General features: G+C 44.2%; 13 protein-coding genes and 1 tRNA gene. 1 reads left to right on the forward strand and 13 read right to left on the reverse strand.

Translation table 11 applies throughout. The annotated features are described in order from the left end of the window. Positions 1-403: 403 nt before the first annotated feature. From cysE to rnr, 3 genes are all read right to left on the reverse strand, one after another. Positions 404-1150 carry a serine O-acetyltransferase gene (cysE, locus tag IE103_RS02310; protein WP_189344390.1) on the reverse strand — a complete coding sequence of 249 codons (747 nt, stop codon included), beginning with the start codon at positions 1148-1150 and terminating at the stop codon, positions 404-406. 152 nt (positions 1151-1302) lie between these two features. After that, positions 1303-2052: a 23S rRNA (guanosine(2251)-2'-O)-methyltransferase RlmB gene (gene rlmB, locus IE103_RS02315; protein WP_189344391.1), complete on the reverse strand. Its 750-nt coding sequence runs from the start codon at positions 2050-2052 to the stop codon at positions 1303-1305. Positions 2053-2222: 170 nt separating this feature from the next. Continuing rightward, positions 2223-4682, reverse strand: a complete 2460-nt coding sequence (gene rnr / locus IE103_RS02320; protein WP_189344392.1) for a ribonuclease R — start codon at positions 4680-4682, stop codon at positions 2223-2225. A gap of 261 nt (positions 4683-4943) precedes the next feature. Here rnr and IE103_RS02325 point away from each other — a divergent pair. Further along, positions 4944-5028: transfer RNA gene (locus IE103_RS02325), tRNA-Leu, on the forward strand. A gap of 234 nt (positions 5029-5262) precedes the next feature. Here the strand turns inward: IE103_RS02325 and IE103_RS02330 are convergent. The 10 genes from IE103_RS02330 to IE103_RS02375 all read right to left on the reverse strand — a co-directional run bounded on the left by IE103_RS02330 (position 5263) and on the right by IE103_RS02375 (position 15444). Next, positions 5263-5781 (reverse strand): phosphoribosyltransferase, encoded by a 519-nt coding sequence (locus tag IE103_RS02330; RefSeq protein WP_373295227.1) that lies wholly within the window; start codon positions 5779-5781, stop codon positions 5263-5265. 20 nt (positions 5782-5801) lie between these two features. Further along, positions 5802-7115: an adenylosuccinate synthase gene (locus IE103_RS02335; protein ID WP_189344394.1), complete on the reverse strand. Its 1314-nt coding sequence runs from the start codon at positions 7113-7115 to the stop codon at positions 5802-5804. A 6-nt stretch (positions 7116-7121) separates the two neighbouring features. Continuing rightward, positions 7122-8273, reverse strand: a complete 1152-nt coding sequence (locus IE103_RS02340; protein ID WP_189344395.1) for an ATP phosphoribosyltransferase regulatory subunit — start codon at positions 8271-8273, stop codon at positions 7122-7124. Positions 8274-8391: 118 nt separating this feature from the next. Beyond that, positions 8392-9288 (reverse strand): protease modulator HflC, encoded by an 897-nt coding sequence (gene hflC, locus IE103_RS02345; RefSeq protein WP_189344396.1) that lies wholly within the window; start codon positions 9286-9288, stop codon positions 8392-8394. Beyond that, a complete protein-coding gene (gene hflK / locus IE103_RS02350; RefSeq protein ID WP_189344397.1) occupies positions 9288-10541 on the reverse strand; it encodes an FtsH protease activity modulator HflK in 1254 nt (417 codons plus the stop codon). The genes hflC and hflK overlap by 1 nt, the downstream gene beginning before the upstream one ends. A 176-nt stretch (positions 10542-10717) precedes the next feature. Further along, a complete protein-coding gene (hflX, locus tag IE103_RS02355) occupies positions 10718-11830 on the reverse strand; it encodes a GTPase HflX (protein WP_189344398.1) in 1113 nt (370 codons plus the stop codon). A gap of 44 nt (positions 11831-11874) precedes the next feature. After that, positions 11875-12111 carry an RNA chaperone Hfq gene (gene hfq / locus IE103_RS02360; RefSeq protein WP_189344399.1) on the reverse strand — a complete coding sequence of 79 codons (237 nt, stop codon included), beginning with the start codon at positions 12109-12111 and terminating at the stop codon, positions 11875-11877. 148 nt (positions 12112-12259) lie between these two features. Continuing rightward, positions 12260-13603 carry a ribosome biogenesis GTPase Der gene (der, locus tag IE103_RS02365; RefSeq protein WP_189344400.1) on the reverse strand — a complete coding sequence of 448 codons (1344 nt, stop codon included), beginning with the start codon at positions 13601-13603 and terminating at the stop codon, positions 12260-12262. A 4-nt stretch (positions 13604-13607) separates the two neighbouring features. Next, positions 13608-14774, reverse strand: coding sequence for an outer membrane protein assembly factor BamB (gene bamB / locus IE103_RS02370; RefSeq protein ID WP_189344401.1), 1167 nt, complete (start codon positions 14772-14774; stop codon positions 13608-13610). A gap of 1 nt (position 14775) precedes the next feature. Beyond that, the gene (locus tag IE103_RS02375; protein WP_189344402.1) at positions 14776-15444 is read right to left on the reverse strand and encodes a YfgM family protein; all 669 of its coding nucleotides are present in this window, start codon (positions 15442-15444) and stop codon (positions 14776-14778) included. Positions 15445-15451 lie beyond the last annotated feature (7 nt).

Genomic DNA, 15451 nt, shown 5'->3' on the forward strand with positions numbered 1-15451 from the left:
CCGAGAACATTAAAAAAGACCGCACTGGCGGTCTTTTTTTTATCTAAAAATCGTATTTAACTACGGATTAATTACGGATTTAGAACATGCTCTCATAGGTAAAAACCACCTTATTCAGACCAATCCATCATGGGCGCCACGGAGATACGACGAGAGGGAATAATAGGAGAATTCACAATGGCAAGGCAGCAGAAAATCAAACAAACGCTATTGTACCGCGGCTACCAACCGACTGCCTGGCTATCAGACAATCAATACACCAAAACATAGTAAGTTAATAATTCGATCTTGTTACACGAAGCCTAACCATGTAGAGGAACGATCAGGCTTCCATTTCTAATTTACTGTCGATACCGACATGTTCTTTTTTTCAAAAATCTACAATGAAAAATCTTCCAGCAAGCTAATCGACTAATTGCGAAATCTCTTCCGCATCAATACGTTTTTCATTGAGCGATTTCTCACAAACAATTCCAGCAACTTGGATCGCAGCGCGTAGTTTTTCGATTTGCTCTTGCTGTGAGCAAACGTGCTCAGTCAGTTGGCGAAACGCTTTAGAAATGGGATCATCACCATTCGCACTAAGGCCGTATGCACTAAAGCTCAATGGCGATTTCTCTGCATCTTTATCTTTGTTTGACTGAACAATGTGAGCAGGATTACCAACCGCAGTCGCGCCCGCAGGAACAGGCTTAATCACAACGGAGTTCGAACCGATCTTGGCTCCCGCACCAACCGTAAATCCGCCCAATACCTTAGCGCCCGCACCTACAATCACACCTTGCTCCAAGGTTGGATGACGTTTAGCGCCCTTGGTCAATGAAGTACCGCCAAGGGTCACCCCCTGATAAATCGTACAATCATCACCAACTACCGCAGTCTCACCGATCACTACACCAAAGCCATGATCAATAAAGACACGTTTTCCTATGGTTGCGCCTGGATGAATCTCGATGCCGGTAAAGATACGTGCTAAGTGGGCGATAAACCGCCCTAGCCATTTCATGCCATGCGTCCAACACCATTGTGCCCAACTATGCATCACAATCGCCTGCAAGCCTGGATAACAAGTAATTACCTCCCAGGTATTACGAGCTGCAGGATCACGTTGAATAATGCTGGCGATATCTTCGCGTAGTTGCTTAAACATGGTACCAAATCAAATAAGGTGAGTTTGTGCAGAAGCGCACATGCAGAAAAACAAACAGCAGTGTAATGTTTTTTTTAAAATGACGCAGAGCATCACATATTTCTTGATATTAGGCACAACAAAAATTATGTGATGCAGAGGGAAATTATTGCTTATTTTGCTGCTTGTGCTGCTATACGTTGACGTCGTGCCTCGTATAAACAAACGCCTGACGCCACCGACACGTTTAAGCTTTCTACTGAACCCAACATAGGAATTTGTACCAGCATATCGCAGTTTTCTCTGGTCAAACGACGCATACCCTCGCCTTCATTGCCCATCACAATTGCGATACCACCTTTAAAATCGACATCGTAAATCGTTTTTTCGACATCATCTGAGGTTCCAATAATCCAAATATCGCGTTCTTTCAAATCACGAATGGTTCGCGCTAAATTGGTCACAGTAATGTATGGCACGGTTTCAGCCGCACCACTTGCCACTTTTTCTGCGGTGGCATTTAAACCGACAGCACGATCTTTTGGCGCAATCACTGCATGCGCACCCACACCATCTGCAACACGCAAACATGCACCCAGATTATGGGGATCGGTAATGCCATCCAAAATCAACAACAAGGGCGGGCCTTCAATCGCATCTAATAATTCATCTAAATTACGGGCGAGAGATAATTCCCCTGCTTTCGCAACCACACCTTGATGGCGACGAGTACCAACGATATTTGATAAGCGTTGATCATCCGCTTGAATAATTCGAATTCCCGCGGATCTGGCTGCATGAATCAATTCTTGCATACGGCGATCTGAACGATCGCTATCAACATAAATTTCTTCAACTGAAGACGCTTCATGACGAATACGGGAGGTCACGGCATGGAAGCCAAAAATCATTTTACTTTTCATTATTTCATTCTCTTACTGGATTAATTCTCAATCACACTAAAAATCACAATTGAGATGCTTCACCACTTGCACCTATGCATTCTTCGCTACACAAGTTTGTGGAATTAAAATACCAATGTGCTTTCATTCAATATGCGCGCACTACTACATGTCAGTAGTAACAGACAGCATCAGCGCTTTTTACGCGTGCTTTGCACCGATTTGGATTTACGCTCGTTACGTACCGCTGCGGCGCTCGCTTTTTTACGTTTTGGTTTATTCGACGAGGGATCCACATACGAAGCAAGCTCTTTTTGCGTTTTAGCTGTTGCCGCATTGGCGGTTCTACTGGTCGCAGCACGCTTTGTTTGGCGCGTCGTTGCAACCTCTTCTAATTCACGTGTTTTTGGATATCGATTCGGTATCGCACTTGTCGCCAAAGACAAATCAATTTTTCTTGCATCGATATCTACACGACTAACGACTACTTTTACTTTATCGGTCAATTGATAACGTTTTCCACTACGTTCGCCACGCAATTCATGTCGAGCTTCATCAAACTGAAAATAGTCCGCGCCAAGTTCGGTAATGTGAACTAAACCTTCAACGAACATTTCATCAAGCTGCACAAACAATCCGAATTGAGTCACGCCAGAAATCGTGCCAGTAAATTCCTCACCCAATTTACTCTTCATGTAATAGCACTTGAGCCATGCTTCCACATCGCGCGAAGCTTCATCGGCGCGCCGCTCATTCGCAGAGCAATGGGTTCCCAACATATCCCAAATCGTTTGTTCTTTTTGCTGACGCTCTTTTCCTGCTGCACGATCCGCGGCCATTTGCTTGCGTGCTGCATTTGAAATCGTGGTGTTTAAAATACTCGTATCGATTCCTTTAGGCTCGTATTTTTTGCCTTGCAAAATCGCCTTAATCGCACGATGAGTCAATAAATCGGGATAACGGCGAATTGGGCTAGTAAAGTGCGCATACGCATCATACGACAAGCCAAAGTGACCAATATTATCTGGGCTATACACCGCTTGCTGCATAGAACGCAGCAGCATCGTTTGCAATAACTGCGAGTCTGGTCGACTCTTAATTTTTTCCATCAATTGCGCATAGTCTGATGCAGAAGGCGAATCGCCGCCAGTCAAATTCAAGCCAACTTGACGCAAGAAATTGCGTACCTGTGTCAATTTTTCTTTTGTAGGACCAGCATGAATACGATACACACCAAAATGATCATATTCTTGTAACAAGCTCGCGGCACAAACATTGGCAGCCAACATACACTCTTCGATCAAACGATGGGCATCGTTACGTGTACGTGGCAAAATTTTCTCTATCTTGCCAGCCGCATTGGCGACGATATAGGTTTCGGTAGTTTCAAAATCAATTGCGCCACGACGATGACGTGCTTTCAATAAAACTTGAAACGCCTCATAAAGATGCAGTAAATGTGGCACTAAAGTGAGTCGCTTGTTGGCCTCAGGTCCTTTGGTGTTTCCTAAAATTGCAGCGACTTCTGTATAAGTAAAACGCGCAGCGGAGTGAATGACCGCTGGGTAAAATTGATAAGCAGTAACTTCACCATCAAGTGAAACCACCATATCGCAAACTAAGGTCAATCGATCGACATTGGGGTTTAAAGAACACAGGCCGTTTGATAATTTTTCCGGCAACATGGGAATCACGCGACGCGGGAAATACACAGAAGTACTACGCAATAACGCATCCTGATCAATAGCGTCATTCGGCTTGACGTAATGACTGACATCGGCAATCGCTACCAACAAACGATATCCTTTTTCTCGGCCAATTTTGCAAGGTTCACAATACACCGCATCATCAAAGTCGCGGGCATCTTCACCATCAATCGTCACCAATGCGATATCACGCAGATCAACACGTTCTTCAAGATCTTTGGCACCAACATCAAACGGCAATTTACTTGCTGCTTTTTGTGCAGCATCAGAAAATTCGTGTGGCACACCGAATTTTCGCACCGCGATTTCGATCTCAATTCCAGGATCATCAATCTCACCAAGAATCTCAACGATTTTTCCAAGTGCCTGCGAATATTTAGTTGGTTGTTCAACCAACTCAACACTGACCACTTGCCCTGCCTTCGCTTTGCCTGGAGAGCCCGCCAATAAAATGTCTTGATTGATGCGATTGTCTTCTGGCGCAATTAACCAAACACCGTTTTCCTGAATCAAGCGACCAATAATATGGGTATTAGCACGCTCAAGAATTTCCGAAACACTTCCCTCTAAACGTCCCTTGCGATCGGTACCGACAACCCGTGCGCTAACACGGTCACCGTTTAAAATACGCGCCATCTCACGTTCGGGCAAAAATAGATCAGGGCTTCCATCATCTGGCGTCAAGAAACCATACCCATCACGATGGCTACTCACTCTTCCGACGATCAGATTTTCTTGCGACAACGCAGTGAAATTACCAACCTTATCTTGAGCAATTTGTCCCTCACGCTCCATTGCTTTGAGCCTTTTCGCCATGCCTTCGATCTCCTCAGGTTTTACGCCTAATTTTTTTGCAATCGATGTTATCTTCAAACTTGTTTTTGAAGCGCGCAAGATGCCAAGAATATCTTCTCGACTTGGGATGGAATAAAGATGTTTATTCAAAACGTTGAAATCTCTTTGTAATTGATTAAGGCTACAACATTATGCAACCGTCAGTAGATAAACATAGTTTATCGGGTAAATTTAAAAATACCTAGCCTTTGCAAAAAGTGTCGCTACAGATCTACTGCTTATCTGCAATTGATACGTAGATCATCTTTGCTATCGATAAAAAAGCTGGCAGATGACATGCTTTCTGTTAGCGGGCACTACTTTTAATACATTGACTTTGTGAGGTATTACTTTATAATCTTGGTCTCCGTTGCCCACGTGGCGGAATTGGTAGACGCGCATGGTTCAGGTCCATGTGCCTTCGGGTGTGGGGGTTCGAGTCCCTCCGTGGGCACCAGCATTATTTGCTCGATTACTTAAAAAAGCCGTTGATTCGTCAACGGCTTTTTTATTTCTAATCAAAAAAAATACAATCGCTGAAAACTATCGCGAAAACTCCGCACTAAACATCAATCCATCAACGATCGCACTAGCAACAGAGGTACGTTCGATGAATAAAAAAGACGGATTTAATAATTAAAATCCGTCTTTGTTCTACGATCAAACTTGCTCAGACTACATACCCAAATGTTTATTTTTGTGTAGCAAGTTCCTGAATTGACAAGGTATCGTAGATCTCAAATGGCTGATGTATCCACGGTGAACCTTCTAAGTACTGCAAATAAAAATCAGGAACCACAACAGAAACTGACTTCACCCAGATCACCGCACTTTTCATCTCAGTGATCTCTGGATGATGACGTCTCAGCCATGGCTGTACTTCGCGAAAGGTAACGCCAGAATCTACCAAATCATCTACCAGCAAGACACGACCAGAAAGGCTTTTTTCGACACTGGCGATACTGCCGCCAATTTGAATTTGCCCCTGCTCTTGCCCAGCGCTACCGCGATAAGAACTGACTGAAAGTACACTCAATGGCAGTTTAAATAGACGAGAAAATACATCGCCTATTCTGAGACCGCCACGCGCCAAGCACAAGATATGATCAAATTGCAGACCAGATTCGTGAACCTTTAAGGCTAAAAGTTCAATTGCGCGATGGTATTCATCCCACGAGACCCACAAATCATTTTGCTCTGGATTCTTCAAATTCGACATCGTCTCTATCTTTATAGAAATGGATGACGAAGAACGATGGTCTCTTCGCGGTCTGGGCCAGTTGAAACCATATCAATTGGTACACCAACTAATTCTTCGATACGCTTGATATAGTTACGTGCATTCACTGGCAAGGCCTCCATTGATTGCGCACCAACAGTGGATTCAGACCAACCCGGCATTTCTTCGTAAACAGCAACACATCGAGCCGCTTCTTCCGCACCGACAGGGAAAATATCAACGGATTTACCATCGATAGTGTAACCAGTGCACAACTTTAATGATTCTAAGCCATCAAGCACATCGAGCTTAGTCAAGCACATACCAGATACACCATTGATTTGAACAGAGCGCTTCAACAACGCAGCATCAAACCAACCGCAGCGACGTGCGCGTCCAGTGACCGTGCCAAACTCATGACCGACACTCGCCAAATGCTTACCAACGCCTTGATCAGTCGGCAATTCAGATGGGAAAGGACCAGAACCAACTCGCGTAGTGTAAGCCTTAGTAATACCCAAGATATAGTGCAACATACCAGGACCCACGCCCGAACCAGCAGACGCATTCCCCGCCACGCAGTTACTTGAAGTAACGAAAGGATATGTACCATGATCGATGTCAAGCAAACTACCTTGCGCACCTTCGAACAGTAAACTTGCTCCGTTTTTGTATGCCGCATGTAAAGCACTAGAAACATCGGTCACCATAGGACGAATTCGAGCCACATCACGCATCGCATCATCATAAGTTTTTTGGAAATCGACCGCTTCTGCTTTTAAATAATTCACCAAGACGTAATTGTGATATTCCAGATTCTCTTTGAGCTTTTCGGCAAAGCGTTCTGGATTCAGCAAATCGGCTACGCGAATAGCACGACGCGCGACTTTATCTTCATAAGCTGGGCCAATGCCTTTTCCTGTCGTTCCAATCTTAGCTGCACCACGTGCCGCTTCGCGCGCTGCATCCAATGCAGTGTGGTAAGGCAGGATGACTGGGCAAGCCTCAGAAATTTTTAAACGCGAGCAAACCTCGACGCCATTCGCTTCTAACTTATCGATTTCACGCAATAGATCTGGAACCGACAGAACGACACCATTACCGATATAACATGCAGTGCCCGCACGCATAATTCCAGATGGAATCAATTGCAAAGCTGTCTTTTGACCGCCGATTACGAGAGTGTGGCCGGCATTATGACCGCCTTGAAAACGCACCACGCCTTGCGCATGATCCGTCAACCAATCGACGATTTTACCTTTGCCTTCATCGCCCCACTGGGTTCCAATGACAACTACATTTTTTGCTGGTTTATTTTGTGACATCGCTCATCAACCTACAGTTTTTAAAATCCATTGACTACCATCGAATTCGACCATGCGTGTGCATTCAAATTCGTCCTGTTCATTCTCGTGGCCGGGGAGATTTTGAATCACCACCTCACCAGCTTGACGTAATTCATTGATCTTCATCCGCAACGCGGGATCTTGATTCCAAGGCGCCAAGATCGCATTCTTACGCTCTGCCGATGGCATCAAACGCGCCAACTCACGTAAATCTAAAGAAAATCCTGTTGCTGGACGCGCACGACCAAATGCCTCGCCCACATGATCATACCGACCACCACGCGCCACAGCATTTGGCAAGCCTGGTACAAAAGCGTTAAACATCACACCACTATGGTAGTGATACCCGCGCAAATCAGCCAAATCAACCGTCACTTTTGCATTGCCAGCCAATTCAACCAAATAGGCTAACTCATTCAATGCTATCGCAATCCCATCCAGTTTGGGCAAAATTTCACGCGCTTTTTGAATAATCGATTTGTCACCATATAAATTTGGCAAATCCAACAAAGCTTGACGAACGACTGGTTGGAAGTCTTTTGTCAACTCTTTCAAAGCAGGCAAATCTTTCGCCTCTAACAAGGCGAACAATTGCGATTCATGTCGCTTCGCCGCTTCGTCGCTATTGAGCAATGCTCGTAATACGCCCACATGACATAAATCTAAACGCACTTCGGAAATATTCGCTAGCGCCAAAGATGCCAACATCAATTCTTGAATTTCAGCATCGGCTTCCAAACCAGCGTGACCATAGATTTCACCACCAATTTGCAGTGGTTCACGCGTCGCATGCAATCCCGATGGTCGCGTATGTAACACACTACCGGCATAACACAGACGCGTTACCGATTTGCGATTTAATAGATGCGCATCAATACGCGCTACCTGGGTCGTCATATCAGCGCGTACCCCCATGGTACGACCAGATATTTGATCAACCAACTTAAAAGTACGTAAGTCCATATCTTGACCAGCACCTGTCAACAAAGACTCGATGTATTCAAGCATAGGAGGCATGACTAATTCATAGCCATAGCAACGGAAATTATCTAATAAAACACGACGCAATTCTTCGATCTTGCGTGCTTCGGAAGGCAATACGTCGGCTATATTTTCAGGGAGTAGCCAATTTGGCATAAGAAACAATCTTCAGTAATGACAATACTGCAAACATTAATAGATCGGGCAAAAACTAGAAAGACTGCAATTCAAAATGAAATGCAGTCTATCTAACGACACCCACTTTTAGGTTAAATTATTTTTTAGGCGCGGCTCCAGCACTGCCAGCACCAGGCGCTTTGAAATACTTAAAGAATTCAGAGTTTTGATCAACAACCATCATGTCACTCTTACTCTTGAAGCTAGCGCGATAGGCTTCCAAACTACGATAAAACTTATAAAACTCTGCATTCTGACTGAAAGCCTGCGAGTAAATCTTTGCTGCTTCCGCATCACCAGCACCACTAATCGTTTGCGCTTCTTTATATGCTTCGGCCAAAATGACAATCCGTTGACGGTCTGCATCAGCACGAATCTTCTCAGAATCAGCAAAACCTGTAGAACGCAATTCATTTGCTACGCGGCTACGTTCCGCCTTCATACGTTCATACACAGAATTATTGATTTGCTCAACATAGTCAACACGTTGCAGACGTACATCAACAATCTCAACACCAATTTGCTTCGCTTCGTCGGTTACTTTTTTACGAATAGCTTGCATGACTTTGTCGCGCTCACCAGAAATTACATCGCGCACCGAGCGCTTGGTGATTTCTTCGTTTAAAGCAGCTTTAACGATTTGCGACAAACGATCACGGGCACGCCCTTCTTCACCACCAAAACTAACGAAATACAATTTTGGCTCAGTGATATGCCACTTCACATAGGTATCGACCAAAATATTTTTCTTTTCAGCAGTAATAAAGCGATCTGCTTCTGGTGATTCGATCGTCAAAATACGCTTATCCAAAAACATCACGTTTTGAAATGGAGGTGGCAATTTAAAATGCAAACCAGGTTCACTAATCACGGCCTTCACTTCACCAAGTGCAAAGACAATCGCATGCGACCTTTGATCAACCACAAAAATGGTCGAATAAAACACCACGCCTGCGATGGCGAGCGCGATTAAAGATGAAATAAACTTATTCATTAACGAGACTCCCTGTCGCGAGAATCGCGAGTTCTACCATCTTTTGTTCCTCTTACTTCCACCGTTGTCATTGTATCGGACGGTGACGTTACTGGAGCCACAGGTGCGCTAGTACGATTACCGCTATCACCTTGTGAATTTAATTTATCCAAAGGCAAATAAATCATATTGTTCGAATTCTTTGCGTCCATCATCAACTTGGTCGTACTGGAGAAAATTTGTTGCATCGTCTCTAAATACATACGATCACGCGTGACTGCTGGCGCTTTTTGATATTCAACCAAAACCTGCTTAAAGCGAGAAACATTACCTTCCGCATTCGCTACCACTTTAGAACGATAACCTTCGGCATCTTGCAACATACGAGAAGCTTCGCCGCGTGCTTTTGGAATGACGTCATTCGCATAAGCTTGGCCTTCATTTTTCTGACGTTCTTTATCTTGCCCCGCTTTTACCGCATCATCAAATGCTGCTTGGACTTGCTCAGGTGGTTGTACCGCTTGCATAGTCACATTCGTGATCTGTGCGCCGGACTCGTAACGATCCAATACTTGCTGCATTAAGACATTCACATCTAATGCGACTTTCTCACGACCTTCATAAAGGACAAAGTCCATCTTGCTACGACCAACAATTTCACGAATTGCAGTCTCTGCAACCTGACGAATCATCTCTTCTTGATCGCGATTGCTATACAGCCATTTCGCCGCATCTTTCAGTTTGTATTGAACAGCGAATTGAATATCGATGATGTTTTCATCATCAGTTAACATCAAAGCTTCTTTTGGCTGTTTGTTTTTTACATTGTTTCGATATCCAACTTCAACCGTACGAACCTGTTGCACATTGACGATTTCATGCGCTTGTATCGGTGCCGGCCAACGCCAGTTAAAACCCGGATTTGCCTGATAGCTATACTTCCCAAATGTTGTGATAACACCGGTCTGACCTTCTTGTACGATAAAAAAGCCACTAATCATCCAGAAAAAAGCCAATACCGCGAGAATTACGCCAAAGCCAATCTTCGCGAATAGAGAATCATTCGGTGAACCACCATTACCACCATCAGCGCCGCCAGTCTTACCAAACATACGCGCGATCGACTGGTTAAAATCTCGCCAAAGCTGATCTAAATCTGGCGGACCGTCTTCTGGTTTTCTACCATCTGGCTTATCTCCTTTTGAACCGCGCCCCCATTGCGGGTCGTTCAAAGAGAGTAATGGCCTTAAGCGATTAAAAAAAGGAATTCGCATTCGTTGATTACCCGATAAATTGTTGAATTTAATTACTAAATGGACTTTTGCAAAACTTACATTTGAATCACTCATTTTTTGTTAGTGTAGATACGTTTCAACGATCAACACCTGAGCGACATCAATTTATTTAAGTCCTGTTTTTAAAATAGAACAAAAGAAACACAAACCGAAACCTAATCATCCATATCAATTACATCTGCAACTTGTTCGGAACTATCTGCATCCTTCTGCATCAGCTCAACGATCGCATTACGCAACAAATCAATACCTAAACCATTTTTTGCACTAACGAAAACTCTGCTAATTTTACCATATTCATCCCGCTCGATTGCAGGAGGCAAATCGGCCTGATCTATCTTATTCCAAACCAATAATTGCGGAATATGGTCGGCACCAATTTCCTTCAAAACATGATTCACTTGATCAATTTGATCATTGCGAACGGCACTTCCACCATCGACCACATGCAATAACAAATCTGCATGTATCGTTTCCTCCAGAGTCGCTCTAAAGGAAGCAACTAATTGGTGAGGTAAATCTCGAATAAAACCAACCGTATCAGAAACAACAATATTGCCAACACCATCTAAGTACAGACGACGCGAGGTGGTATCCAAAGTAGCAAACAATTGATTTGCGGCATACGTTCCCGCCTTGGTCAAAGTATTAAACAAGGTTGATTTACCAGCATTGGTATAACCAACCAAAGATACTGTAAACGTACTGCTCCGACCTCTCGAACGCCTCTGCGTCTCCCTTTGCTTATGCAATTTTTCCATCTTTGCCTTAAGCATCTTGACGCGCTCACCGAGCAAACGGCGATCTGTTTCCAACTGCGTTTCACCTGGACCACGCAAGCCGATACCACCTTTTTGTCGTTCCAGATGCGTCCATCCACGAACCAAGCGCGTGGCTAGATGCTGCAACTGCGCCAACTCGACTTGAACCTTACCTTCATGGCTTTTAGCGCGCTGCGCAAAAATATCAAGAATTAAGCTGGTACGATCCACCACCCGAATCTTCAGGTGACGCTCCAGATTTCTCTGCTGCGCTGGTGATAGTGCGTGATTGAATATGACCAGATCTAAACCAAGGTCAGTGACCGCATGCGCAATCTCATCAGCTTTTCCTGATCCGACAAATAAGGCGGCATCAGGACTAGATCGCTTACATGCAATGCTTGTGATACTCTCAGCCCCTGCAGAAAGAGCGAGCTGAGAAAGCTCATCTAAACTCGCAGCAAAGTCTCCTTTGCCGAAGTCCACGCCAACTAGAGCAGCGCGCATATGAACCTAAAAGAAATTCGAATACCTGAAAAATTCAAGAATAATTACTCAGCTTCAGATTCGGAATTAATGCTCACTGCACGCGCAGGAACAACAGTAGAAATTGCGTGCTTATACACCATTTGCGTAACTGTATTACGCAACAACACGACATACTGATCAAATGACTCAACATGACCTTGTAGCTTAATGCCATTGACCAGATAAATTGAAACAGGAATGTGTTCTTTTCTTAACGCATTCAAAAATGGGTCTTGTAACAGTTGCCCTTTATTGCTCATAACAGCTCCATTGTGTTGTTGTGATTAGGAGTTGGGGACACCTTTGATTATTTCAAGTGTCCAAAAGATAATTAAGATACCACGAGAAGTTCTTTTTTTAAATACTTCAAAGAAATTTAACGAAGTAAAGTTTGCGTAAACAGCCCTTTTACTTCGAATCTTTGGTGAACGGATTTTTACCCGAGCGCATTTCTATACGCAAAGGTGTGCCCGTTAAATTAAATGTTTCTCTAAAATGTTTTTCAAGATAACGTTTATAGACATCACCAATCGCCTCTAACGCATTACCGTGAATAACAATGATCGGTGGATTTTGTCCACCTTGATGTGCATAACGCATTTTCGGACGAATTGATCCTTTACGCTTAGGCTGCTGATGTTCAACAGCCTCAATCAATGCACGGGTCAATTTTGGCGTGGACAGATTGGCCATCGCCGCTTCATATGCGGAATCAATCGACTTCATCAACGGACCGATACCAGTCGACTTTAACGCTGAGATAAAATGGAACTTAGCAAATGTTAAGAAATTCAACTTACGCTCAATATCCATTTTGATTTCGTCACGTCGATCACTTTGCAAACCATCCCACTTATTGACACCAACGACTAGCGCGCGTCCAGACTCAAGAATAAATCCAGCAATATGCGCATCTTGCTCAGAAATGTCTTGTTGAGCATCCAGCAATAATAGAACGACATTCGCTTCAGATACCGACTGCAAGGTCTTCACCACGGAGAATTTTTCAATCGCCTCAAACACCTTACCACGGCGACGAATACCTGCAGTATCGATTAAGGTGTATTGCTGACCATCACGTTCAAATGGAATTTCAATTGAGTCACGCGTGGTTCCAGGCATATCAAACGCGATTACCCGCTCTTCACCCAACAGAGTGTTCACTAAAGTTGATTTACCAACGTTCGGGCGACCGACAATCGCAATCTTTATCCCTTTAGCTGCATCAAGATTTTCTTCTGGCTCATCTGGACGTGAGGCGTGAGCAATGTTCAGTGCCTCCTCAACCAAATCAGTAACGCCATCACCGTGCGCAGAGGAAATCACATAAGGATCGCCTAAGCCAAGTTCGTAGAAGTCAGCGGCAACGCTGGTATAACGCATCCCTTCAGCCTTGTTCACCACCAACATGACTGAGCGACCAGATTTACGTAAAAAGTCTGTGATGGTTTTATCGTGCGGTGTAAGTCCTTGGCGACCGTCTACCAAAAAAATAATGACATCCGCTTCGGCGACGGCTTGCTTGGTTTGCTTCGCCATCTCATGCATGATGCCTTCTTTTGCAACTGGCTCAAAACCACCCGTGTCAATTACCAAAAACGGGCGTTCGCCAACCCGTCCTTCTCCATAATGACGATCACGCGTTAAGCCTGGCAAATCAGCAACCAAGGCGTCACGAGTCCGCGTCAAACGATTGAACAAAGTGGATTTACCGACATTGGGCCGGCCGATTAAAGCAATTACTGGTTTCATTAATTTATTCCGTCGCGAATGCGACAACAGCACCTGACTTTGTTTGCACAATCAGGTTATTACCGGCAATCACCGGCGCAGACATAATCTTACTTCCATCCGTTGGCATACGTGCCAAGAAAGAACCATCTTCTCTAGATAAAAAATGCAAGAATCCCAATCGATCGCCAATCACGACAGCGCGACCAAACGACGTTGGCGTAGCTAAACCGCGATTCGTCAACTTATCATTCTTCCATACTGTGGCACCACCATTGATGTCGTAACCATAGACACCTCCGGCATTGTCGGCAGCAAAAGCAAAACGCTCGTCAGCTGCAACACCAACCTCGCTAGAAATACTCTTAGCCCATTTGACAGTACCATTCGCTGCATCAAAGCACGCTACACGACCTTGATAACTAGCAGCACAAACTGTATTGCCTACCAAGGCTGGTGCACCAGACATATCAACGATACGCTCTAATTCAGTTGCGCCTTTTGGCTCGGCTGCTGTCGCTTCCCAGCGCAAACCACCATTTTGCAATGCCAATGCGATCAACTTGCCACCAGGTGTAGAAACCATGCCAATTTGATCTTTGATTGTAATACCGGTCGCCATACGCAAAGTCAATACAGGCAATGGGCGCTCAACTGCCCATTTTAATGCGCCAGTATCTGCGTCAAACGCTGTAATTCGATTATCGATACTATGAACCAATACCAAAGAATCAGTTACCGCTGGAATCGACAAAATTTCGCTACTCGCTTGCGCTTTCCAACGCAATTTACCTTGCGTGTCATAGGTGAACAAAGCACCTTTTTGCGCAGCCACTGCAACTATTTTGGCATTCGCACCAACACCTGCAGTCAGAGGCAAATCAGCTTTAATCTTCCAGACAAGCTGCCCATTCGCGGCATTAACTTTAGCAATTGTCCCATCTGCACTTGCAGCATACAATTCAGAGCCGACTACCGCAGGACTAAAAAAATATTCTCCAGAACTTCCTACACTAAGCGTCCAAGCATTTTTTACCGACATACTTGGCGTAAAAATTTGCAAAGGTGCAGGCGCTGTTTTTGTATCTTCTTTTGCAAATGGATTAAGCCAAGATAAACTAGAACAAGCGCTTAATAAAGTAACGCTACACAAGGATACAACGAGGCTGCGAGGAAGCATAGTCAATTTCATATTATTTCTTGTCTGAAGTTACAGCAACTTTCATTTCGGGCGCACCACCTAATGCATCAAGCTTAATTTGCACTAGTTGTTTACCAACATGCTTTTCACCCATTTTATCCAATGCACTCTTATATGTTTCACGCGCTTCTTTGAGCTTATTTTGCGCAACAAAAACATCTGCTTTTCTGTCTAGTACATCAGCTTCAAATTCGGCAGGAAATTCGCCTGACAAAGTCTTTAAAGCCTCATCAAGATTTTTCTCATCAAGAAAAATCGCAGCCAAACGCAGTTTCGCTAATGCTTGAAATTCTTTGGTATGTCCATGCTCAACAACCCAAGACAATTGTGTTTTTGCTGTCTTCAAATCATTCGCGTCAAACGCGGTTTTAGCCGCAGTTAAAGCAGCCATCGTTGCGTACGAGGTACCAGCAAATTTGGTCACCAAGTTTGCACTAGCGCCCTGCACTTTTGCATTATCTTTCGATGCTGCTGCGCGTTGCACTTCTTCATAAATTGTTGACGCCTGACTTGCCTGGCCCAATTGATAATTCTTCCAAGCCGTCCAAGCCGCAAAACTGGATAAGGCAGCGATTAATAACCAAGTAATTAAATTACCATATTGTTTCCACCAAGCTTTGAGGGTGTCTATCTGTTCTTGCTCTTCGAGATCGTATGCCATTTTTTTA

It is taken from the genome of Affinundibacterium macrobrachii, from assembly GCF_014652415.1.
Taxonomy (GTDB): Bacteria; Pseudomonadota; Gammaproteobacteria; order Burkholderiales; family Burkholderiaceae_D; genus Undibacterium; species Undibacterium macrobrachii.

What these genes read in the sequence shown, in the direction of transcription:
- bamB (WP_189344401.1), bottom strand. Translation starts at nt 14,774, where the DNA reads ATGAAATTGACTATGCTTCCTCGCAGCCTCGTTGTATCCTTGTGTAGC.
- hflC (WP_189344396.1), bottom strand. Translation starts at nt 9,288, where the DNA reads ATGAATAAGTTTATTTCATCTTTAATCGCGCTCGCCATCGCAGGCGTG.
- IE103_RS02335 (WP_189344394.1), bottom strand. Translation starts at nt 7,115, where the DNA reads ATGTCACAAAATAAACCAGCAAAAAATGTAGTTGTCATTGGAACCCAG.
- hfq (WP_189344399.1), bottom strand. Translation starts at nt 12,111, where the DNA reads ATGAGCAATAAAGGGCAACTGTTACAAGACCCATTTTTGAATGCGTTA.
- der (WP_189344400.1), bottom strand. Translation starts at nt 13,603, where the DNA reads ATGAAACCAGTAATTGCTTTAATCGGCCGGCCCAATGTCGGTAAATCC.
- hflX (WP_189344398.1), bottom strand. Translation starts at nt 11,830, where the DNA reads ATGCGCGCTGCTCTAGTTGGCGTGGACTTCGGCAAAGGAGACTTTGCT.
- rlmB (WP_189344391.1), bottom strand. Translation starts at nt 2,052, where the DNA reads ATGAAAAGTAAAATGATTTTTGGCTTCCATGCCGTGACCTCCCGTATT.
- hflK (WP_189344397.1), bottom strand. Translation starts at nt 10,541, where the DNA reads ATGCGAATTCCTTTTTTTAATCGCTTAAGGCCATTACTCTCTTTGAAC.
- IE103_RS02340 (WP_189344395.1), bottom strand. Translation starts at nt 8,273, where the DNA reads ATGCCAAATTGGCTACTCCCTGAAAATATAGCCGACGTATTGCCTTCC.
- IE103_RS02375 (WP_189344402.1), bottom strand. Translation starts at nt 15,444, where the DNA reads ATGGCATACGATCTCGAAGAGCAAGAACAGATAGACACCCTCAAAGCT.
- cysE (WP_189344390.1), bottom strand. Translation starts at nt 1,150, where the DNA reads ATGTTTAAGCAACTACGCGAAGATATCGCCAGCATTATTCAACGTGAT.